This window comes from Streptomyces sp. SAS_270 (assembly GCF_052543295.1).
Genome location: NZ_JBMNDS010000097.1, coordinates 1 through 21,162 on the forward strand (window position 1 = coordinate 1; position 21,162 = coordinate 21,162).

At 69.1% G+C, this 21,162-nt stretch carries 16 protein-coding genes and 1 other RNA gene; 9 read left to right on the top strand and 8 right to left on the bottom strand.

The features are described from left to right. Window positions 1-498 precede the first annotated feature (498 nt). Both prfB and ACN6LB_RS39895 read left to right on the top strand, forming a co-directional pair. Window positions 499-1,602 carry a peptide chain release factor 2 gene (prfB, locus tag ACN6LB_RS39890; RefSeq protein ID WP_445030146.1) on the top strand — a complete coding sequence of 368 codons (1,104 nt, stop codon included), beginning with the start codon at window positions 499-501 and terminating at the stop codon, window positions 1,600-1,602. Between the two features lie 305 nt (window positions 1,603-1,907). Next, window positions 1,908-2,585 (top strand): hypothetical protein, encoded by a 678-nt coding sequence (locus tag ACN6LB_RS39895; protein ID WP_445030147.1) that lies wholly within the window; start codon window positions 1,908-1,910, stop codon window positions 2,583-2,585. A gap of 158 nt (window positions 2,586-2,743) precedes the next feature. Here ACN6LB_RS39895 and ACN6LB_RS39900 read toward each other — a convergent pair whose 3' ends face one another. Continuing rightward, complete coding sequence (locus ACN6LB_RS39900) at window positions 2,744-2,935, bottom strand: hypothetical protein (RefSeq protein ID WP_356140973.1); 192 nt, start codon at window positions 2,933-2,935, stop codon at window positions 2,744-2,746. 292 nt (window positions 2,936-3,227) lie between these two features. Between ACN6LB_RS39900 and ftsE the strand changes: the two genes are divergently transcribed. The 7 genes from ftsE to dacB all read left to right on the top strand — a co-directional run bounded on the left by ftsE (window position 3,228) and on the right by dacB (window position 10,015). After that, on the top strand, window positions 3,228-3,917 hold the full coding sequence (ftsE, locus tag ACN6LB_RS39905; RefSeq protein WP_356140975.1) for a cell division ATP-binding protein FtsE: 690 nt from the start codon (window positions 3,228-3,230) through the stop codon (window positions 3,915-3,917). Between the two features lie 31 nt (window positions 3,918-3,948). Further along, window positions 3,949-4,866 (top strand): permease-like cell division protein FtsX, encoded by a 918-nt coding sequence (gene ftsX, locus ACN6LB_RS39910; RefSeq protein WP_356140977.1) that lies wholly within the window; start codon window positions 3,949-3,951, stop codon window positions 4,864-4,866. 78 nt (window positions 4,867-4,944) lie between these two features. Beyond that, window positions 4,945-6,114 carry a S41 family peptidase gene (locus tag ACN6LB_RS39915; protein ID WP_356140979.1) on the top strand — a complete coding sequence of 390 codons (1,170 nt, stop codon included), beginning with the start codon at window positions 4,945-4,947 and terminating at the stop codon, window positions 6,112-6,114. A gap of 30 nt (window positions 6,115-6,144) precedes the next feature. Next, entirely contained in the window at window positions 6,145-6,702 is a 558-nt protein-coding gene (gene smpB / locus ACN6LB_RS39920; RefSeq protein WP_356140981.1) for an SsrA-binding protein SmpB, read from the top strand. Window positions 6,703-6,856: 154 nt separating this feature from the next. Further along, window positions 6,857-7,226, top strand: a transfer-messenger RNA (tmRNA) gene (ssrA, locus tag ACN6LB_RS39925). A 149-nt stretch (window positions 7,227-7,375) separates the two neighbouring features. After that, a complete protein-coding gene (locus ACN6LB_RS39930; RefSeq protein ID WP_445030148.1) occupies window positions 7,376-8,356 on the top strand; it encodes an extracellular catalytic domain type 1 short-chain-length polyhydroxyalkanoate depolymerase in 981 nt (326 codons plus the stop codon). Window positions 8,357-8,458: 102 nt separating this feature from the next. Further along, window positions 8,459-10,015 carry a D-alanyl-D-alanine carboxypeptidase/D-alanyl-D-alanine endopeptidase gene (dacB, locus tag ACN6LB_RS39935; protein ID WP_445030149.1) on the top strand — a complete coding sequence of 519 codons (1,557 nt, stop codon included), beginning with the start codon at window positions 8,459-8,461 and terminating at the stop codon, window positions 10,013-10,015. 33 nt (window positions 10,016-10,048) lie between these two features. Here dacB and ACN6LB_RS39940 read toward each other — a convergent pair whose 3' ends face one another. The 7 genes from ACN6LB_RS39940 to ACN6LB_RS39970 form a co-directional block, all read right to left on the bottom strand. After that, window positions 10,049-12,979 (bottom strand): glycoside hydrolase family 3 C-terminal domain-containing protein, encoded by a 2,931-nt coding sequence (locus ACN6LB_RS39940; protein WP_445030150.1) that lies wholly within the window; start codon window positions 12,977-12,979, stop codon window positions 10,049-10,051. Between the two features lie 85 nt (window positions 12,980-13,064). Further along, window positions 13,065-14,075: a LacI family DNA-binding transcriptional regulator gene (locus ACN6LB_RS39945; protein WP_356140990.1), complete on the bottom strand. Its 1,011-nt coding sequence runs from the start codon at window positions 14,073-14,075 to the stop codon at window positions 13,065-13,067. 22 nt (window positions 14,076-14,097) lie between these two features. Then, complete coding sequence (gene yicI / locus ACN6LB_RS39950; protein WP_445030151.1) at window positions 14,098-16,347, bottom strand: alpha-xylosidase; 2,250 nt, start codon at window positions 16,345-16,347, stop codon at window positions 14,098-14,100. A gap of 11 nt (window positions 16,348-16,358) precedes the next feature. Then, on the bottom strand, window positions 16,359-17,183 hold the full coding sequence (locus ACN6LB_RS39955) for a carbohydrate ABC transporter permease (protein ID WP_445030152.1): 825 nt from the start codon (window positions 17,181-17,183) through the stop codon (window positions 16,359-16,361). Continuing rightward, the gene (locus tag ACN6LB_RS39960) at window positions 17,180-18,148 is read right to left on the bottom strand and encodes a carbohydrate ABC transporter permease (protein ID WP_356140996.1); all 969 of its coding nucleotides are present in this window, start codon (window positions 18,146-18,148) and stop codon (window positions 17,180-17,182) included. Before ACN6LB_RS39960 ends, ACN6LB_RS39955 begins: the two co-directional genes overlap by 4 nt. Further along, complete coding sequence (locus tag ACN6LB_RS39965) at window positions 18,145-19,440, bottom strand: ABC transporter substrate-binding protein (RefSeq protein WP_445030153.1); 1,296 nt, start codon at window positions 19,438-19,440, stop codon at window positions 18,145-18,147. The genes ACN6LB_RS39960 and ACN6LB_RS39965 overlap by 4 nt, the downstream gene beginning before the upstream one ends. 297 nt (window positions 19,441-19,737) lie before the next feature. Beyond that, window positions 19,738-21,036 carry an MFS transporter gene (locus tag ACN6LB_RS39970; protein ID WP_445030154.1) on the bottom strand — a complete coding sequence of 433 codons (1,299 nt, stop codon included), beginning with the start codon at window positions 21,034-21,036 and terminating at the stop codon, window positions 19,738-19,740. Between the last annotated feature and the right edge of the window lie 126 nt (window positions 21,037-21,162).

Sequence of the window (21,162 nt, forward strand, 5' to 3'; positions counted from 1 at the left end):
TCGCCGCGTGGGCGTACTGCCCGGGGGTCGAGCATGGCGGAGCTTGGCTGGGGGCCGGCTACGCGACGGGCAGAGACGTACCGGCACGGACCCTTCCGTACGTACCCGGCCGCGGGTACGTGGGGGTGCGGCTGCACACCCAGCAGCGGGGGTGCGTGTGCCGTGGGTGGTCGGCGAAGCCGCGTCACTGCGGGCGCGCGTGCAGCTAGAGGCAGCTGCCCACCCAGCAGCGGCGGGTGCGTGTGACGCCGGGGGACGGCGAAGCCTCGTCACTGCGGGCAATCGTGCCGCCAGGGGCGGCACGGGTGGGCGCAGCGGCGCCCCGTGAACGGCGGGCTGCGTGACCCACCCCTGGCCGGCACCAGCACCGGGTGCGAAGGAAGCAAGGGGTGCCCGGGGTTTGCCCACCCACCCCGGGTGACCGGGGGCTGTACGTGTGCCCCGGTCCCGTGGGGGCGAGGGGCGAGGCTCGGTTGCCGTTGCCGTTACGCTGGAGGCGTGGCAGTCGTCGATGTATCCGAAGAGCTCAAGTCCCTCTCCTCGACCATGGAGTCGATCGAGGCCGTCCTGGACCTCGACAAGCTGAGGGCAGACATCGCCGTGCTCGAGGAGCAGGCGGCCGCGCCGTCCCTGTGGGACGACCCGGACGAGGCGCAGAAGATCACCAGCAAGCTCAGCCACCTCCAGGCGGAGGTCAGGAAGGCCGAGGCGCTGCGTGGTCGTATCGACGATCTCGGGGTGCTCTTCGAGATGGCCGAGGAGGAGGACGACCCGGACACCCGCGCCGAGGCCGAGTCCGAACTCACGTCCGTGAAGAAGGCGCTGGACGAGATGGAAGTCCGCACGCTGCTCTCCGGGGAGTACGACTCCCGTGAAGCCGTCGTCACCATCCGCGCCGAGGCCGGCGGCGTCGACGCCTCCGACTTCGCCGAGAAGCTCCAGCGCATGTACCTGCGCTGGGCGGAGCGGCACGGCTACAAGACGGAGCTGTACGAGACGTCGTACGCGGAAGAGGCCGGCATCAAGTCGACCACCTTCGCCGTGCACTCCCCGTACGCGTACGGCACGCTGTCCGTGGAGCAGGGCACGCACCGGCTGGTGCGCATCTCGCCCTTCGACAACCAGGGGCGTCGACAGACCTCGTTCGCCGGTGTCGAGATCCTGCCCGTCGTCGAGCAGACCGACCACATCGAGATCGACGAGTCCGAGCTGCGGGTGGATGTGTATCGGTCGTCCGGGCCCGGTGGCCAGGGCGTCAACACGACGGACTCCGCTGTGCGCCTCACTCACCTTCCGACCGGCATCGTCGTCTCCTGCCAGAACGAGCGCTCGCAGATCCAGAACAAGGCCAGCGCCATGAACGTTCTGCAGGCGAAGCTGCTTGAGCGGCAGCGTCAGGAGGAGCGGGCCAAGATGGACGCCCTCAAGGACGGCGGCAGCTCCTGGGGCAACCAGATGCGTTCGTACGTGCTGCACCCGTACCAGATGGTCAAGGACCTGCGGACCGAGCACGAAGTCGGCAACCCGGAGTCCGTGTTCAACGGTGAGATCGACGGATTCCTCGAGGCCGGAATTCGCTGGCGCAAGCAGCAGGAGAAGTAAGGCCGGGCGTAAACGCCTCTTTGTCGACAAGGCAACTGCCGTCCACCGGGCGGCAGTTGCCTTTTGTGTGCGGGGATGTCTGGGTTTTACGTCACAGTCACATGTCTTGATGGCGGTCAAATGATGTTGATCTGGACATCGCGTACGCAACGACCTTGACGTTGCTGTGAAAACTGGGAAGGGTGACGGTTGGCATGCGTATCTCCGGGGCGCATGTGAACCGGGAGGCTTGAGTGAAGCCGCCTGTGACGCCGTGGCCCCGAGCGCTGCTCCATTGACGATTAGCTACTGGGGGTAGCAGCCAGATGACCAAGAAGACGCGGATCCGTGTGGCGCGGATAGCTGCCGGTGCGGTGATCGCCGCCGGTGCTTCGCTGACCGCTGCCGGTGCCGCTTCGGCCCTCGACCTCGATGTGCAGGTCGGCGGCGTGAGCGTCGGCGCGAACGCCGACGAGACCGGTGTCGGCGTGGATGTCGACGTCGACGCCCCGACGACCCCGGCGCCGTCCGACACGGGCCTCCCGACCGACCCCGCCCCCTCCGACCCGGCCCCGTCGGACCCCGCTCCGTCCGACCCGGCCCCGAGCGACCCGGCGCCCTCCGACCCCGCCCCGTCGGACCCGGCTCCGAGTGACCCGGCGCCTTCCGACCCGGCTCCGAGCGACCCGGCCCCCTCCGACCCCGCGCCCTCGTCGGACCCCTCCGACCCGGGCACCGGCAACGGTGGCGGCGGGAACAGCAACACCGACCCCGACGGCGGCTCCGACACCTCCGCCCAGGAGGAGGGCAGCTCGGCCCTGACCGACACCGGTTCGGACAGCTCCGACACCTCCGCCCAGGGCAAGAGCGACGGTGAGCTCGCCGAGACGGGTGCCGGCCAGACCGCGTTCCTGCTGATCGGTGCGGCCACGATGATCGCCGGCGGTATCGGCTTCCGTCTGCTGCCCCGCCTCGCGGGCGGCCGCGGCGGCGCTGCCGCCTGAGGCAGCAGCAGACAGTAACGAGCGGTAACGGCCCGTAGGTCGTGGCCGCAGAAGTACGTGAGAAGGGTCCGGAGCGGTGCTCCGGGCCCTTGCTCGTGGGTTCTGATGTGCCTGAGAGCTGCGGCCGCTCCCGCGTCCTGCGGCTCTTCGGGCCCGTCCTACGCCGTCTGGTGCGCCAGCAGCGCCACAGCTGCGATCAGTACGGCGAGCAGCGCGATCAGCGCCATCGGGTTCAGCCCCGCGAAGGGGCTCTCCTGCTGCAGCCGCTCCCGGTTCGCGCGGCACACGGGGCAGCGGCCCTCACTGACGGGCGCTGCGCAGTTCGCGCACACCAATCGGTCGTACGTCATGCGCTTGCCCTCCTTGCGCCGTCTCCGCCCTCTTAACGCTGCGGGGAACGCAACCGTTCCCCCTCCACTGTGCCAGGTTCCGCGGAATTCGGCGCGGCTCGCCTTATCCTGCCCCGTCCGGGTGCTGTCAAGGCCGAAAACGGCACTCCGAAGTGTCCTGGAGTCTCCCGGCGGGCCTTCAGATCCGTGACAAAACGCGCAAGCCTCGCGCAACCCCGTACGCCGACTGCGGCCGTGCACCCGGTTCGCGTATGGTCACGCTCATCTACCCCCGGCGACCCGTGGTGCATCCGTGATCCGATTCGACAACGTCTCCAAGGTCTACCCCAAGCAGACCCGCCCCGCCCTCAGGGATGTCTCCCTGGAGGTCGAGAAGGGCGAGTTCGTGTTCCTCGTGGGGTCCTCGGGCTCCGGAAAGTCCACCTTCCTGCGGCTGGTCCTCCGCGAGGAGCGGGCCAGTCACGGTCAGGTGCACATCCTGGGCAAGGACCTCGCACGCCTCTCCAACTGGAAGGTGCCGCAGATGCGCCGCCAGCTGGGGACCGTCTTCCAGGACTTCCGCCTGCTGCCCAACAAGACGGTCGCCGAGAACGTGGCCTTCGCGCAGGAGGTCATCGGCAAGTCGAAGGGCGAGATCCGCAAGTCCGTGCCGCAGGTGCTCGACCTCGTCGGGCTCGGCGGCAAGGAGGACCGGATGCCCGGCGAGCTGTCCGGCGGTGAGCAGCAGCGCGTCGCCATCGCGCGGGCCTTCGTCAACCGGCCCAAGCTGCTGATCGCGGACGAGCCCACCGGCAACCTCGACCCGCAGACCTCCGTCGGCATCATGAAGCTGCTCGACCGGATCAACCGGACGGGCACGACCGTGGTGATGGCGACCCACGACCAGAACATCGTGGACCAGATGCGCAAGCGCGTCATCGAGCTGGAGAAGGGCCGTCTCGTCCGCGACCAGGCACGCGGCGTCTACGGCTACCAGCACTGACGACGGTCCACGGAAAGGCTTAGCAGACGCCATGCGCGCCCAGTTCGTTCTGTCGGAGATCGGTGTCGGTCTCCGCCGCAATCTCACGATGACCTTCGCGGTCATCGTCTCGGTCGCCCTCTCCCTCGCCCTGTTCGGCGGGTCGCTCCTGATGAGTGACCAGGTGAACACGATGAAGGGCTACTGGTACGACAAGGTCAACGTCTCGATCTTCCTCTGCAACAAGAGCGACGCGGAGTCCGACCCCAACTGCGCCAAGGGGGCGGTCACCACCCAGCAGAAGGAGCAGATCAAGTCCGAGCTCGGCAAGCTGTCCGTGGTCGAGAGGGTCTCCTACGAGTCGGCCGACCAGGCGTACAAGCACTACAAGGAGCAGTTCGGCGACTCCCCGCTGGCCAGCTCCCTCACGCCGGACCAGATGCAGGAGTCGTACCGCATCAAGCTGAAGGACCCGGAGAAGTACCAGGTCATCGCGACCGCCTTCGACGGGCGTGACGGCGTGCAGTCCGTGCAGGACCAGAAGGGCATCCTGGACAACCTCTTCGGGCTGCTCAACGGCATGAACTGGGCGGCGCGGGCGGTGATGGCGCTGATGCTCGTCGTGGCGCTGATGCTGATCGTCAACACCGTGCGCGTCTCGGCGTTCAGCCGTCGGCGGGAAACCGGGATCATGCGGCTCGTCGGCGCCTCCGGCTTCTACATCCAGGCGCCGTTCATCATGGAGGCCGCGGTCGCGGGGCTCATCGGCGGTGGTGTCGCCTGCGGTTTCCTGCTGATCGCGCGCTACTTCATCATCGACCACGGGCTGGCCCTGTCCGAGAAGCTGAATCTGATCAACTTCATCGGCTGGGACGCCGTCCTCACGAAGCTCCCGCTCATCCTCGCCACGAGTCTGCTGATGCCCGCGCTCGCCGCGTTCTTCGCGTTGCGCAAGTACCTGAAGGTGTGACGAGGCTCCCGTGCGCCGAGGGGCGCCGTACGGTCCAACCGACCGTGCGGCGCCCTTCGTTGTCCTAGACTCACCGGCATGTCAGGTCGCGACCTGTTCTGTCAGCCCCGCCGCATCGGCCGCGGGGCCACCCTGACATTGGTCTTCGCGAGCGTGCTCGTGGCCGGTGCCGCGACCGGCTCGTTCCCCGACCCCGGCCGGAAATCCACTCCCGCCGCGGCCCGTTCGGCCGCCCCCGCCACCCCGCACGAGAGCGTCACCGAGGCCGCGGAGCGGGCCATGGCCGACGGCAAGTCGCCCATGGAGGCCGCCGAGCGCGCCGTCAGCCGCAGTGGCGACCGCTGGGGCGCCGTCTACTCCCAGGGGGAGTACGAGGAGTTCGAGGAAGCCCTCGACGGCCAGTACACGGGCGTCGGGCTGTGGGCCCGGCGTGAGCGCGACGGACGGATCGAGGTGACCCGCGTGCAGACCGGGTCCCCCGCGGCCTCTGCCGGGATCCGCAAGGGCGACCGGCTGCACAGCGTGGACGGCGCCGACGTCGACGGCCGGCCCGTCACGGACGTCGTCTCCTTACTGCGCGGTGACGCCGACGACGCGGCCGCAGGCACCGCCGTCCGACTCGGACTGGAGCGCGGCACGCGCGCGTGGAACCTGACACTGCACCGGGCCCTCCTGTCCACGGACTCGGTGACCGTGCAGAAGGCCGCCGACGGTGTCACCGTGATCAAGATCGCAGCCTTCACCAAGGGCTCCGGCGACGTCGTGCGCGCCGTCGTACGGCACGCACCGTCCGACGCGGGCATCGTCCTCGACCTGCGCGGCAACTCCGGCGGCCTGGTCACCGAGGCCGTCACCGCCGCCTCCGCCTTCCTCGACGGCGGCCTCGTCGCCACGTACGACGTCAACGGCAGGCAGCGCGCCCTGCACGCCGATGCCGGCGGTGACACCACCAGACCCCTGGTCGCGCTGGTCGACGGCGGCACGATGAGCGCGGCCGAGCTCCTCACAGGCGCCCTCCAGGATCGCGGACGCGCCGTCGTCGTGGGATCCAGGACCTTCGGCAAGGGCTCGGTCCAGATGCCGAGCCGGCTGCCCGACGGCTCCGTAGCCGAGCTGACCGTCGGCCACTACCGCACCCCCTCGGGCCGCGGCGTCGACGGCCGCGGCATCACCCCCGACCTGGACGCCGACGAAGGCGCGCTGCAGCGGGCCGAGACGGTATTGGGTGGCCTCGGGGACCCCTCGTAGTGCGAAAATGGCCGCACTATGAACAAGGGCATGTACGTACCGAAAGAGTCCCAGCAGAAGCAGCAGGGTAAGCAGGGCGCGGCCGCCAAGGGCAAGGACGGCGAGCGGGGCGGCAAGAAGAAGATCGTCGCGCAGAACAAGAAGGCGCGCCACGACTACGCGATCATCGACACCTTCGAGGCGGGCATCGTCCTGACCGGCACCGAGGTGAAGTCGCTGCGCCAGGGCCGCGCCTCGCTGGTCGACGGCTTCGTCCAGATCGACGGGAACGAGGCGTGGCTGCACAACGCCCACATCCCCGAGTACAGCCAGGGCACCTGGACCAACCACTCCGTGCGCCGCAAGCGCAAGCTGCTGCTGCACCGCGAGGAGATCGACAAGCTGGAGTCCAAGGCCCAGGAGACGGGGCACACGATCATCCCGCTCGCCGTGTACTTCAGGGACGGCCGTGCCAAGGCCGAGATCGCCCTGGCACGAGGCAAGAAGGAGTACGACAAGCGGCAGACGCTGCGTGAGCACCAGGACCGCCGGGAGTCCGACCGCGCCATCGCGGCGGCGAAGCGCCGGCAGCGGGCGCAGGAGCACTAGCCTCTGCCCGAGCTCATGGGAATGCGCTGGCATCGGCCCGCGTTGTTCCCGTACGATGGAACAGTCCCGCAGGTGACGGGGCACGGGCCGGGGATATCGGCCACTGAGGGCTTCGACTCACGGTGGATCTTGGCCCACTTTGAAAAATCAACATGGGGATGATCGGTTTCGACAGCGGATGTCGAAGCAGGGGAAGCGTGTCGAGGAAGCGGCAATGATCTCGTTAACCATATGTCGCAACCAATAATCGCCAACACCAAGCGCGATTCCTTCGCCCTCGCTGCCTAAGTAGCGACTTGCGAAGTGTCAGCCCGGGGGTGATCCCGACCCGGATCCTGGCATCATCAAGGGATCTAAACTTCTAAGCCCGGTCACGGGACCTAGAAGGAAATCAAACAGTGACTGAGCCCGTCGGCGACTTGTTCGCGTGATCGCCGGGGCTGAGAAAATCGCAGCGAACTGCACACGGAGAAGCCCTGTTTTTGCACCGTTGGACGCGGGTTCGATTCCCGCCATCTCCACTCATCCCATGTGAGGCGAAGGCCCCGCTGCCCAGGCAGCGGGGCCTTTGTCGTGGGCTGAGCTGATGGGTTCGACCACCAGCCCGGGGCGCCCTGTTGTGGTGTCCTGACCCATATCGAGGGGGTCGTTCACGGTTCTACGGTCCCTCACCATGACCCAGACCAGAGCCGCAACACCCCGTCTTGTGCTGGTGGCCGTCCTGGCCGCCCTGCTGTCCCTAGTCCTCCCACCGGGGCGGGCGTCCGCCGCCTCCGTCCAGGAAGTCACCGGCTTCGGGTCGAATCCCGGAGCGCTGAAGATGTACCGGTACGTGCCCGACGGACTGCCCGCCGGGCGGCCCGTCGTCGTCGCGCTGCACGGGTGCACGCAGAACGCTGCCGGGTACGGCACCGGCAGCGGATGGACCCAGCTCGCCGACCGGTGGGGCTTCTCCGTGGTGCTGCCGCAGCAGGCGACCTCCAACAACGCCTCGTCCTGCTTCGACTGGTTCCAGAGCGGTGACATCGAGCGCGGTCAGGGCGAGGCCGCCAGCACCGCACAGATGGTGGACCGGCAGCTCGCCGACGTCTCCGGCGACGCCTCGCGCGTGTACGTCACCGGACTGTCCGCCGGGGGCGGGATGGCCGCCGTGATGATGGCGGCGTACCCGGAGAAGTTCGCCGCGGGCGGTGTCGTCGCCGGGCTGCCGTACGGCTGCGCGCAGGCCGCGGGGTCGCCGTACGTCTGCATGTACGTCGGCGCCACGCAGACCGCGAAGCAGTGGGGCGACCGGGTGCGGGCCGCGCGACCCGGATACACGGGGCCCTGGCCGACCCTGACCGTCTTCCAGGGCACCGCCGACTACACCGTGAAGCCCGTCAACATGACCGACCTGATGAAGCAGTGGACCGATGTCCACGGCGCCGACCGGACGGCGGACGTCAGCGACACCGTGGGCGGATACCCGCACCAGGTCTTCCGGGACGGCGGCGGCAACGCGGTCGTGGAGACGTACAGCATCACCGGGATGGGCCACGGCCAGCCCGTCGACCCGGGGAGCGGCAGCGAGCAGTGCGGGAGCGCCGGCGCCTACATCCTGGACGTGAATCTGTGCGCGGCCTACCGGATGGGCCATGCGTGGGGGCTCGGCTGACGGCAAGCGGGTAGGCGTACTGTCCGGGAGCCGCGTCTTCGGGGATGCTCGTGAGGCATGAAGAGACCCGTGAGCACATCCGCGAAACGTGTCAATTCCCGTATGAGTCACTGGAGTTGGGCCGCCACCTTGGCGTTGGTGGCGGCCACGCTCAGCTGGAGCGGACCGGCCGGCGCGGACTCCGACCGCAGCGGACTGCCGGAGGCCATCGACACCATCCTCGGGGACGCCCGCATGGAGGGCGGCGCCGCGAGCGTGGTCGTCGCCGACGCCGCCGGCGGTGAGGTGCTGTACGCGCACCAGCCGACCTCCCGGCTCATGCCCGCCTCCAACACCAAGCTGGCCACCTCCACCGCGGCGATGCAACTCCTCGGCCCCGACTACCGGTTCACGACCGACGTCCTGACGAACGGGACCCGGCACGGCTCCGTCCTGCACGGCGATCTGTACCTGCGGGGGACCGGCGACCCCACCCTCCTCGCGAGCGACTACGACCAACTCGCCGCGAAAATCGCCGAGTCCGGGGTCACCCGGGTGAGCGGGCGGCTTCTCGCCGACGACACCCGGTTCGACCGGCAGCGGCTCGGGCGGTCGTGGGCCGCCGACGACGAGTCCTCGTACTACTCGGCGCAGATCAGTGCGCTGAGCGTGGCGCCCGACACGGACTACGACACCGGAACCGTGATCGTGCAGGTCACGCCCGGTGCCGAGGCCGGGGACGCACCGGCCGTCACCGTCACCCCGAGAACCGGCTACGTCCATGTCGACATGCGGGCCACCACCGTCGCCGCGGGCGGCGCGAACGACCTCACCGTCGAGCGGGAGCACGGCACCAACACCGTCGTCGTGAGCGGGACGACACCCGTCGGTGGCTCGGGCGCCAAGGAGTGGGTGACCGTGTGGGAGCCCACCGGGTACGCCGCCGCAGTCTTCCGGGACGCGCTCGCCGCCCACGGGGTGAAGGTCGCCGGGCCCACCCGGCTCGGCCGGGCCACCCCGAAGGACGCGACGACACTCGCCACCCACGACTCCATGCAACTGCGCGACCTGCTCATCCCGTTCATGAAGCTGTCGAACAACATGCACGCCGAGATCCTCACCAAGGCCATGGGCTACAAGACCGTCGGAGAGGGCAGTTGGAGTGCCGGGCTCGCCGCGATCAGCGGCTATCTCAAGGGCGTCGGCGCCGATCCGGGCAAGGTGCGCCAGGTCGACGGGTCCGGGCTGTCGCGGATGGACAACTTCCCCGCCGGGCAACTCGCCAAGCTGCTGCTCGCGGTGCGCTCGGAGCCCTGGTACGCGGACTGGTACCGGTCGCTGCCGGTGGCCTGCGATCCGCAGCGGTTCGTGGGCGGCACGCTGCGGTCCCGGATGTGCGGCACGCCCGCCGCGCTCAACGCCCGTGGAAAAACGGGATCGTTGACGGGGGCCTCGGCGCTCTCCGGATACGTGACGGACGCGGGCGGGCGCGAGCTCGTCTACAGCATTGTCCTCAACAACTTCCTCGTCTCCTCCGTGAAACCGCTGGAGGACGCCATCGTCGTCACGCTCGCCAAGTCCACCGAGGACGCGGCGGTGGCGACGCTGCCGAGGACGGCGAGGGGCGCCGAGGCGCGCGGTGACGTCGAGTGCTCGTGGCGCAAGCCCGCCCAGTGCTGAGCTGAGCCGGGCAGGCCTGCGCCACAGGACCGCTCAGCGCAACGCGAAGGTCGCCAGGCGCAGGCCTCCACTCAGCACCAGATACACGTCCTGGCGGCCCTTCGCCGCACCCGGCGACAGGCCCGCCGTCACCGTGTCGTACGTGTACGGCGACGCCGTTCCGTCGAAGCGCGCCGTGGCGACGAGGGTGCCGGTGGGCGACCCGAGCCGCACCTCGACCGTGCCGGCCGCACCCGCCAGCCGCGCGGTCAACTTCGCGGCTCCCGAGCCGAGTTGCGCGCCGGAGAACTTGAGCCAGGCCCCGTCGGAGGCGGAACCCACCGCAGTCCCGCGCACCTTCGACTCGTCGACCAGCCGTACGCCGCTGTAGTCGTCGAAGTTCTCGGCGCGCGTCACCTTCGCGAGGTCCCGCGCCGGGATCCTCTCGCCGTCCACCTTCAGGGACGTACGGGAGCGGACGTCGGTAGAGGAGGCGCCGACGGCGATGTCGTAGGTGCCGCTCTCCACCACCCACTTGGAGCGGGTGACGTCCCAGTGCGCCAGGTCCTTCGTGCCCAGCTTCAGCTTGACCGTCCGCGTCTCGCCCGGCTTGAGCGAGACCCGCTGGAACGCCTTCAGCTGCTTCAGGGGCTGCTTGTCCCGGGAGACCCGCTGATGGGTGTAGAGCTGCACGATCTCGTCGCCGGAGCGCTTGCCGGTGTTGGTGACAGCGACCTCGTAGCCGCCGGTGACGCGCTTCAACGAGCCGTACCGGAAGGAGGTGTACGACAGGCCGTAGCCGAACGGGTAGAGCGCCCGGCCCTTGAAGTACTGGTACGTGCGGTCGGACTTGATGATGTCGTAGTCGAGGATCGACGGAAGGTCGTCCTGCGACTCGTACCAGGTCTGGGTGAGATGGCCGGACGGGTTCGCGTCGCCGTAGAGGAGGTCGGCGAGGGCGTTGCCGGTCTCCTGGCCCGCGTGGGTCGTCCACAGGAGGGCGGGGACTTCCTTCTGCAAGGCCCCCAACGTGGTCGGGTAGCTGTTCTCGACGACCACGACGGTGTGCGGGTTGGCCGCCTTCACCGCCTTGACCAGCGCTTCCTGGCTTCCGGCCAGCCCCATGTCCGTGCGGTCGTGGTCCTCGCGCCCGTTGATCGACGGCATCGAGCCGACCACCACCACGGCGGTGTCCTTGCCCTTGACGGCGGCCACGGCGTCGTCGAGTCCGCTGCGGACGACGTCCTTCGTGTAGCGCGCGGCCTGCTCCTTGGCGACCAGGCCGAGGGTGCCGTCGGCGCCGGTCGGGCCGAGGTAGACCGGGTTCGACCACCAGGACTCGCCGGTCTCGTATCCGGCGTACCGCAGCAGGTACGTGCCGTCGTCCTGGCGCTCCAGCTTGAACTGCTGCTGCACGAACCAACCGTTCGGCTGCGCCTGGTCGTTGACGAAGTTCGACCAGTTGTAGCCGACGTACTTGCCGTTGGCGGCCGAGCGCAGGGTGACGATGCCCGCGCCCCAGTCGAACGTGTCGAACTGGGCGGTCGTGTCGGTGGCCGCGGTCTCCTTCAGCGTGGCCCCGGAGTCCCCGGTGCCCGCGGTGACGTACTTGCCGGTCGCGGTGTTCTTCAGCGCGATGCGGTCGACGGCCTCGCTGCTCGCGACGGACGTGCCGAGCTTGGCGGCGATGCCGGCCTTGGGGGTAACGGCGTAGGGCAGCGTGCCCGAGTACCAGTCGGTGTAGAGGGTGTCGGCGAGCGGGCCGACGACGGCGACGTTCTTCGCGGACGTCTTCAGCGGGAGCGCCTTGTCGTTCTTCAGCAGTACCGCCGCCTCCGTCGCGGCCTTGCGCGCCAGCTTCTGGTGGGCCGGACTGTTGATGACGGACGCGTCGATGGACCCGTACTTGCCGCCGCCCGGGTCGAATTCGCCGAGCCGCACGCGGACGGCGAGGATGTGGGAGACCGCCGTGTCGACGTCCGACTCCTTCAACAGCCCCTTGTCCAGAGCGGACTTGATGGCCGCTGTGGTCGGCGCCGGGTTGGCGTCGTCCGTGGTGTAGCTGTCGATGCCCGCCTTCAGCGCGGCCGCGTCGGCCTCGGGGAGCGTGTCGTAGTAGTTCTGCGTGCCGGGCAGCAGGTTGTTGGGCGCGAAGGCGTCGGTGACGTTCAGCAGGTCCTTGTCGGTCCAGCCGCGCACCACGTCGTTCAGATCCGAATTCACCGTGTTGGGACGGCCGTTGACCAGATTGTAGGAGGCCATGACGCCCGTGACGGCGTCCGCCTCGATCGCGGGCTTGAACGCCGCCTCGTCGTACTCGTGCTGCACCCGCGGGCGCAGGTCCGAGGATGTGGTCGCGCGGTGCACCTCGTTGTTGTTGGCGAGGTAGTGCTTGATGGTCGGCGCCGTCTTCAGATGGTTCGGGTCGCCGCCGGTCAGGCCCGCGCCGTACGCCGTCGAGATCGAGCCCGTCAGGTACGGGTCCTCGGAGTAGCCCTCCTCGTTGCGTCCCCAGCGCGGGTCGCGCAGCAGGTTCGCCACGGGCGCCCACAGGTTGAGGCCCCAGCCGGCGGGGCGCTCCTGCTGGAAGCCGCGCGCCTCGTCGCCGACCGCCGAGCCGACCTGCTCCATCAGCTTCGGGTCCCAGGTCGAGGCCAGCCCGACGGCCTGCGGGAACACCGTGGTCCTACCGAGCCAGGCCACGCCGTGCAGGGCCTCGGTGCCGGTGCGGAACGCCTGGATGCCGAGGCGCGGGATCGCGGGCTCCATCTGGTGGAGCAGGGAGATCTTCTCGTCGAGGGTGAGGCGGCCGAGGAGGTCGTCGACGCGCTGGTCGACGGTGAGGTGCGGGTCGCGGAAGGGGTATGCGGGGTCGTCGGCCGAGGCGGGCACGGCCGCGGCGAGACTCGCGATCAGGGACAGGGCCAGGAGAAGAGTGGTTCTGCGTCTTCTTCTCGTGCCGCGTCCGCTTCTGGTGCCTTTCATGTCACGGCTCCTTCAAGTAGGGCCTTGCACAACGGCGTCGAACATCGACAACATCGACAACATCGACAACATCGACAACAGGGACTCAGGGCGCGTTGCGCGGCGCCGTGCTTGCGCGCTCCGTCAGCCGGGGCGGCAGCAGCGTGGCCTCGGGTACGGTCGCGCCGCCCAGCTTCTTCATCAGCAGCTCCACCGCCCGCGTGCCGATCTCGGCGGACGGTATGGCGACCGAGGTGACGGGCACACGGATGGCCTCGGCGGTCTCGTCCGGGCAGATGGCGGTGACGGACAGATCGCCGGGAACGCGCAGCCCGAGCTGCTCGAAGGCGTCGATCAGCGGCTCCAGGAGCGGCTCGTTGTGCACCACCACACCGGTCAACGCGGGCTGCTCGCGCAGCAGTTGCTCGGCGACCAGCCGGGCGGCGGCCGGCCCCGCCTCGCACGGGTGGACGGAGGAGGCGAGGCCGCTGCGGTCGGCGGCGGCGGTGAACCCCTGGACCACCCGCTGAGCGAACGCGGTCTCCCGCACATACACCTCCGGCGGCGACCCGACCAGCGCGACCACCCGGTGGCCGAGCCGCGCCAGATGTTCGACGCACGCCTCGCCCGCCGCCTTGAAGTCGAGGTCGATGCAGGTCAGCCCCTCGGGCCCGGCGGGAAAGCCGATCATCACGGACGGCAGGTCGAGGGTGCGCAGCAACGGGATGCGTGGATCGTGGAGTTGGACGTCCATCACGATCAGCGCGTCCACGAGTGCCGTGTCGGCGACCCGCCGCAGCCCCTCGTCGCCCTCCTCCTGCGTGAGCAGCAGCACGTCGTGGTCGTGCCCGCGCGCGGCGGTCACCACCGACACGGCGAACTGCATCACCACCGGCACATGGATGCCCGTCCGTAAGGGGATCACCAGCGCCAGCACGTTGGAGCGGCTGCTGGCGAGGGCGCGCGCACCGGCGTGCGGCCGGTAGCCCAGCTCCCGGATGGATGCCTCGATGCGCTGCCGGGTCTCCTCGGAGATCGGGCGTTTGCCGCTGAGCGCGTACGACACGGTGCTGGGGGACACCCCGGCGTGCCGTGCCACATCAGTGATCTTCACCATCAGCCCAGCCCCGCTTCCGCCGTCAGCCCAGTTCCAGGGAGAGGAAGCCCGTCCCCGCCTTCGCGTGCGCGACCCGTTCCCCGGCCGCCAGTGCCCACGGCGCCGAGGGGTCGGAGGAGGACGCCCGCAGCGTGTCGCCCTCGCGGACGACGGTGAAGGTGACCTCGCCCACGGGCACCGTGACCTGCGCGCCGCGCTCCAGGCCGTATGCGCGCAGGGTGACCCCGTCGGCGTACGGGTAGTCGGGCCGGTCGTCGACGGCGCCCACCGGGAGCACCGTGCCCGGCCGGACCAGGAGCGGCACGCTCGAGAAGCCGTGCCGCTCGCGCACCCAGCGCGGCCCGGTGACCGGCTGCCCGCTGAGGAAGTGGGTCCAAGTGCCCTCGGGCACGTAGTACGAGACGTCGCCCTCGTCGCTGAAGACGGGCGCGACGAGGAGGTCGGGGCCGAGCATGTACTGCCGCTCCAGGTGCGCGCACCCGGGGTCGTCAGGGAACTCCAGCGGCATCGCCCGCATCACCGGCACGCCGTCCGTGTGGGCGGTGCGCGCGGCCTCGTACAGATAGGGCATGAGCCGCAGCTTCAGCCGGGTGAACAGGCGCAGTACGTCGACGGCCTCCTCGTCGAACTGCCACGGCACGCGGTACGACGACGATCCGTGCAGCCGGCTGTGCGAGGACAGCAGCCCGAACGCGATCCACCGCTTGAACAGCGCGGGCGTCGGTGTCCCCTCGAAGCCGCCGATGTCATGGCTCCAGAACCCGAACCCCGACATCCCGAGGCTCAGTCCGCCGCGCAGCGACTCCGCCATCGACTCGTACGTGGCCTCGCAGTCGCCGCCCCAGTGCACCGGGAACTTCTGGCTCCCCGCGGTCGCGGAGCGTGCGAAGACGACGGCCTCCTGCTCGCCGCGGTGCTTGCGCAGCACGTCGAAGACGGTGCGGTTGTAGAGGTACGAGTAGTAGTTGTGCATCCGCTCGGGGTCGGCGCCGTCGGCGTACGCCACGTCCACCGGCACCCGCTCGCCGAAGTCGGTCTTGAAGCAGTCGACGCCCTGCGCGAGCAGCGCCTCCAGCTTCGAGGCGTACCAGTCGCGGGCGGCCGGGCTGGTGAAGTCGACCAGCGCCATGCCCGGTTGCCACAGGTCCCACTGCCAGACACCGCCGTCGGGCTTCTTGAGGAGGTGCCCGAGTGCCTTGCCCTCCGCGAAGAGCGGCGAGCGCTGCGCGATGTAGGGGTTGATCCAGACGGAGATCCGCAGCCCCTTGTCCTTCAGCCGGGCGAGCATCCCCTCCGGGTCGGGGAAGACCCTCGGATCCCACTGGAAGTCGCACCAGTTGAACTCGCGCATCCAGAAGCAGTCGAAGTGGAAGACGGAGAGCGGCAGTTCGCGCTCCTTCATGCCGTCGATGAAGGAGGTGACGGTGGTCTCGTCGTAGGAGGTGGTGAAGGAGGTGGACAGCCACAGCCCGAACGACCAGGCGGGCGGGAGCGCCGGGCGGCCGGTGAGGGCCGTGTACTTGCGCAGGATGTCCTTCGGTGTCGGCCCGTAGATGACGTAGTACGTCAACTGCTGTGTCTCGGCGCTGAACTGGACCCGGGACACCGCCTCCGAGCCCACCTCGAAGGAGACCCGCCCGGGGTGGTCGACGAAGACGCCGTAGCCCGCGTCCGTCAGGTAGAACGGCACGTTCTTGTACGCCTGCTCGGTGGCCGTGCCGCCGTCGGCGTTCCACATGTCCACCACCTGGCCGTTCTTGACCAGAGGGCCGAAGCGTTCGCCGAGTCCGTAGACGGAGGTGCCGACGGTGAGGTCGAGCTGCTCGCGCAGGTAGTGGGCGCCGGTGGCCTCCCGCATGATGCCCATGCCCTTGGGGCCGCTGCTGGTGAGGGTCCGGCCGTGCGCGAGGAAGTCCACGTGCCAGGGGCTGGTGCGGGCCACCTTGATCGACAGCGCGCCGGCGGTCAGGGTGGCGTGTTCGTCGTCGTACGACGTCTGGGCGGCGAACTCCGTTGTCTGCACCTCGAACCGGGGCCCGCGCGGCTGCTCGCCCTGGAAGTGGGTGAACGTGACGCCGATGACGTCGGGCATGGGGGCGTGGGCGCTGATCGTCACGACCGGTCCCTTCAGCAGGTCGCCGCGGTGGCGGATCGGCTGGGTCGGCGCATGGATCTCCAGGGTGCCCGGCCCGGCGGTCACGTCGAGGACCTCGACCGGATGGGCGGCGGTGACGCCCTCGCGCAGCAGCCAGTAGCCGTCGGTGAACTTCACGTGGGGGGTCCTTACTTGACAGCACCGACGGCGATGCCGCGGGTGAGGGTCCGCTGGAAGACAAGGAAGAAGACGATGGCGGGGAGCACACCGAGCAGGGCGGCGGCGTTCGTCATCGTGGCGTCCATCAGGCGCTGGCCCTGCAGGACACCGAGCGCCACCGACACCGTCTGGTTGTCGTTGGAGATCAACATGACCAGAGGGAGCAGGAATTCGTTCCAGGTCCAGATGAAGAAGAAGACCAGGAGGACGCCGATGGTGGGCCGGCTGACGGGGACGACGACCCGCCACAGCACCTGCCACTTGTTCGCCCCGTCGATCCGGGCGGCCTCGATGATCTCGCGCGGGAACTGCCCGAGGACCGACGAGAGCAGATAGGTGCCGAAGGCCGCCTGGACCACCGTGAAGACGATGATCACGCTCAGCCTGGTGTCGTACAGGCCGACCTGCTTGCTCAGGTAGTAGATCGGGTAGACCAGCGCCTCCTGCGGCAGCATGTTGGCGAGGACGAAGAAGGCCAGGACCCAGGTGCGGCCCTTGATCCGCCCTATCCCGATCGCGTACGCGTTCAGCACCGACAGGACCACCGCGAGGACCGCCACGGACCCGCTGATCAGCACCGAGTTGACCAGCTTCTGGCCGAAGTCGACGCGCTCCCAGAAGTCCTTGAGACCGTCCAGGTAAAGGCCCTTGGGGAGGCTGAGCGGGCCGTTCTGGGAGTACTCGCTCGGTGACTTGACCGCGTTGACCGCCACGATCAGGAACGGAATGACCATGAACAGGGCGCCGATGCACAGGGCGATCAGCACCGGGTATCGGCGTAGGGCGGTGCTCATGTCCGGACCCCTTCCTCGGCGTCCTCGGCACGGGTCTGGAGTTTCAGGCCGATCAGGGAGAGCGCCAGGATGATCACGGTGAGGATCGTGGAGATCGCGGCACCGTAGCCGACCTGCGTCTTCTCGAAGAAGGTGGAGAAGGAGAAGTACGAGGGCACATCCGTCGCGCCGCCCGGGCCGCCCTTGGTCAGCACGTACACCGCGCCGAACACCTTGAGCGCGGCGATCGTGCACCAGGTCAGGACGACGTAGATCTCCGGCCGGATCTGCGGCAGCGTGATGTGCCAGAAGCGCCGCCACCACCCGGCGCCGTCCAGCTCGGCCGCCTCGTACAGCTGCGGGTCGACGCGCTGCAGCCCCGCCATGAAGATGACCAGCGGGAAGCCGAGCTGCACCCACACCATCACGCCCATCACGCTGTACAGCGCGATGTCGGGGTCGCCGAGCCAGTCCTGCTGCCAGGAGGACAGACCGATCGCCTTCAGCAGCTCGTTGAGGGAGCCGTTGTCGGGGGCGAGGATCCAGCTCCACACGATTCCGGCGACCGCGATCGGCAGCACCTGCGGAAGGTAGAAGCAGGCACGCAGGACCGCGGCCCACCTCGACCCGAAGTGCTTGCCGACGTAGTCGAACAGCGCGGCGGCCAGCACGAGACCGATCATCGTCGGTACGGCCGCCATGGCGACGACCATGAACAGGCTGTGCCGGAAGGACGCCCAGAACTCGGAGTCGTCCATCAGCTCGCGGTAGTTGGCGAGCCCGGTCCACTTGGGGCTGCCGATGCCCTGCCACTCGGTGAAGCTCACGCCGGTGTTCATCAGGAACGGCACGACGATGATCGCCATGAAGGCGAGGAACCCGGGGAGCAGGAAGAGGGCGTACGAATCGCGGGTACGGGGGCGGCGCGGGCCGGCGTGCTGCTGCTTGCCGACGGCCCGCGCACCCCGTTCGACGGTGACCGTCATTGCTTCGGCGCGCCCTTGTCGTACGCCTGCTGGAGGGCGCTGAGGTAGCCGTCCGGTTTCTCGTTGCCCGTCATCAGCTTCTGCGTCTCGGTGACGAGGACGTCGTAGAAGCCGGTGACCGGCCAGTCCGGGTAGAAGGCCAGGCCGTCCTTCTGGCTGAGGGTGTTGAAGTTGGAGATGAGCTGCTTGGACTTCGGGTCAGTGATGGCGCTCGTGTCGGCGGCGACCGGGACGCCGCCCTTGTTGCCGAGCAGGTTCTGGATCTTCTTCGACATGGTGATGTCGATGAAGTCGTAGGCGAGGTCCTTGTTCTTGGCGTTCTTGGGGACCACCCACAGGTTGCCGCCGGAGCCGAGGGTGAGGTTCGAGCCGGGCCACAGGGAGGAGTCCCAGTCGAACTTGGCCTCCGACTGGAAGCGGCCGTACCACCAGCTGCCGGAGAACAGGATCGGCGCCTTGCCCTGGATCCAGGACACGCCCGCGTCCTCGGCCTTGGTGCTGGTGGACTTCTTGCTGATGTAGCCCTTCTTCACCCAGTCGGCGAAGGTGGTCGCCGCGTAGGTCCAGGCCGCGTCGTGGAAGTCGTTCTTGCCCTTGTACAGCTCGTACTTGTCGACCCACGAGCGGTCGGCCTTGGAGAGGGCGAGCTGGTAGAGGTACTGCTGCGCCATGTACTCGGCGCCGGCGTTGGCGAGCGGGGTGACGCCCTTGGCGACGAACTTGTCCATGGCCGAGGTCAGTTCGTCGAACGTCTTCGGCTCGGCGATCCCGTACTTCTTGAAGAGGTCCTTGTTGTAGAAGGCCATCGTGTACTCGGCGTAGTTGGGCACGCCGTACCACTTGCCGGTGCCCATGACGCCGTTGGTGTCGTACATGCTGGTCGTGCGCACACCCGCGCTGAGCTTCTTGTCCCAGCCGCGCTTGGTCGCCTCGGCGCTCAGATCGGTGAGCAGACCCTGTTTGGAGAGCTGGCCCGCGGTCGCGTTGCCCTTGTTGTACTCCATGATGTCGGGCGCGTCCGAGGAGTTGAGGATCATGGGCGCCGTCTTCTGGATCTGCTCGAAGCCCTTCTCCTCGAACTTCACCTTCACACCTGGGTGCTTGGCCTCGAACTCCTTGATGGCCTCGTTCCAGGCCACGCCCATCGCGCTGTCGGGCCCTTCGTAGTGCCACAGCTTCAGCGTCTTGCCGTCGCCGGACCCACTGTCCGAGTCCCCGCAGGCGGACAGCAGCAGAGCTCCGCTCATCACCACCGCCGCCGCGGCCATCACACGCCTTCGTGCCGTCAACATCCCGAGCCTCCAAGGAGTCGGATGGGGATTGGGGCAGATCTGGTTGTCACGCAACGTCCGTCGAATCGTTTCGATGCGTGACGTCGAAGCGCTTCGACGGAGGAACGTATGTGGGGGCTGTGAGTCCGTCAATGGGGGGCGCGGGAATTGGGGCGGGGGTTCGACGGGTCGGACGGTGGGGGTCGGTCGGGAGGTGAGTGGAATCCGGTCGAAAGCCGGTCGAAATTCGGGTGGAGGTGGGGGGCCGGGCGGAAGCTGGGCGGGGGTCGGGGGTGGGCCGGCGGAATCGGGTGGAGGTCAGGTGGCGGTCGGTCGGTTGCGGCGGGCGGCGGAGACCAGGCGGTGGCCGGCCGTGATCATGAGCGCCACGGCGGCCGCGGTGACCGGAACGCCGTAACCCGCCGTCGCGAAGACGTGCTCGACCGTCCATCCGCCGGCCGCCGAACCGCAGGCGATCCCGCCCAGCAGCCCCGTCACGGCGAGCGTCATTCCCTCGTTCAACCGGCCGTCGGGCGTGCGCTGTTGGACGAGGGTCATGCCCGTGACCATGGTCGGGGCGGTGGCCATCCCGGCGACGAGCAGGGCGCCCGCGAGGGCCACGAGGGAACCGGTGAGCGCCGCCGCCAGCAGGGGCAGCGTCATCAGCGCGGTCATGGCGGCGACGCACAGCGGGTAGCGCCGCTCGGCGGGACCGGCCGGCTTCACGGCCCCGTACACCAGACCCGCCACGCACGATCCGGCCGCCTGGAGACCGAGGACCAGACCCGCGGCCGACCCGTGACCCCGGGCGTCCGTGAAGGCGATCGTGACGACCTCCATCGAACCGAAGACGGCACCGAGGGCGAGGAACGTGACGAGGAGGGAGGGGATGCCGGGCGCCCGCAACGGCGACTTCTCCGCCGTACGTCGTCGGGGCGGCGGTTCCGTGGAGCGCTGGGCGGCGAAGATCAGGACGCCGGACATCAGCAGGACGAGTCCGACCAGCGTGCCCGCCTCCGGGAAGAACGTCCCGCACAGGAGGGCCGCGAGCACCGGGCCGAGCATGTAGCACAGCTCGTCGGCGGCCTGTTCGAAGGAGTTCGCCGTGTGCACGGCGGCCGGGTCCCCCTTGAAGAGGTGGGCCCAACGGGCCCGTGACATGCCCCCGGTGTTCGGCGTCGTGGCGGTGGCCGCGTACGCCGCGAACAGGGTCCAGTCGGGTGTGCCGTAGTGCACGCAGAGCAGCAGAGCCAGCGAACCCAGTGCCGCAACCGCCGTCGCCGGTACGGCGATTCGGGCCTGCCCGTGACGGTCGACGAGCCGCGCGATCCAGGGGGCGACCAGCGCCGTCGCCGCCAGCCCGGTCGCCGTGACCGCGCCGGCGAGGGCGTACGAGCCCCGCGCCCCCGCGATCATGATGACCGTGCTCACGCTGAACATGCCCATGGGCAGGCGCGCGATCAGGTTCCCGAGGGTGAAGGCGCGGGCGCCGGGGACGGTGAAGAGGCGGTGGTACGGGGTGCGGGGGCCGCGCGGGCCACGGGGGGTTGGCGGGGCTTTCCGGTGGGGGCGGAGGTCGACGGCCACCAGGGTGCCGCCGGTGGTGGTGAAGCGCATCGAAGAAATCGTCGAAGACGTGGCCGGGGGAGGCGTCGGGGCAGTCATCGGGGGAGCGGTCGGGGGAGCTGTCGAGGAAGAGGGCAACGGGGCTTTGCGGGAGGGCGGTTGCGGCATGGATCAACC

What these genes read in the sequence shown, in the direction of transcription:
- ACN6LB_RS39895 (WP_445030147.1), top strand. Translation starts at nt 1,908, where the DNA reads ATGACCAAGAAGACGCGGATCCGTGTGGCGCGGATAGCTGCCGGTGCG.
- ACN6LB_RS39900 (WP_356140973.1), bottom strand. Translation starts at nt 2,935, where the DNA reads ATGACGTACGACCGATTGGTGTGCGCGAACTGCGCAGCGCCCGTCAGT.
- ftsX (WP_356140977.1), top strand. Translation starts at nt 3,949, where the DNA reads ATGCGCGCCCAGTTCGTTCTGTCGGAGATCGGTGTCGGTCTCCGCCGC.
- ACN6LB_RS39915 (WP_356140979.1), top strand. Translation starts at nt 4,945, where the DNA reads ATGTCAGGTCGCGACCTGTTCTGTCAGCCCCGCCGCATCGGCCGCGGG.
- smpB (WP_356140981.1), top strand. Translation starts at nt 6,145, where the DNA reads ATGTACGTACCGAAAGAGTCCCAGCAGAAGCAGCAGGGTAAGCAGGGC.
- ACN6LB_RS39930 (WP_445030148.1), top strand. Translation starts at nt 7,376, where the DNA reads ATGACCCAGACCAGAGCCGCAACACCCCGTCTTGTGCTGGTGGCCGTC.
- dacB (WP_445030149.1), top strand. Translation starts at nt 8,459, where the DNA reads ATGAGTCACTGGAGTTGGGCCGCCACCTTGGCGTTGGTGGCGGCCACG.
- ACN6LB_RS39940 (WP_445030150.1), bottom strand. Translation starts at nt 12,979, where the DNA reads ATGAAAGGCACCAGAAGCGGACGCGGCACGAGAAGAAGACGCAGAACC.
- ACN6LB_RS39945 (WP_356140990.1), bottom strand. Translation starts at nt 14,075, where the DNA reads ATGGTGAAGATCACTGATGTGGCACGGCACGCCGGGGTGTCCCCCAGC.
- ACN6LB_RS39955 (WP_445030152.1), bottom strand. Translation starts at nt 17,183, where the DNA reads ATGAGCACCGCCCTACGCCGATACCCGGTGCTGATCGCCCTGTGCATC.
- ACN6LB_RS39960 (WP_356140996.1), bottom strand. Translation starts at nt 18,148, where the DNA reads ATGACGGTCACCGTCGAACGGGGTGCGCGGGCCGTCGGCAAGCAGCAG.
- ACN6LB_RS39965 (WP_445030153.1), bottom strand. Translation starts at nt 19,440, where the DNA reads ATGTTGACGGCACGAAGGCGTGTGATGGCCGCGGCGGCGGTGGTGATG.
- ACN6LB_RS39970 (WP_445030154.1), bottom strand. Translation starts at nt 21,036, where the DNA reads ATGCGCTTCACCACCACCGGCGGCACCCTGGTGGCCGTCGACCTCCGC.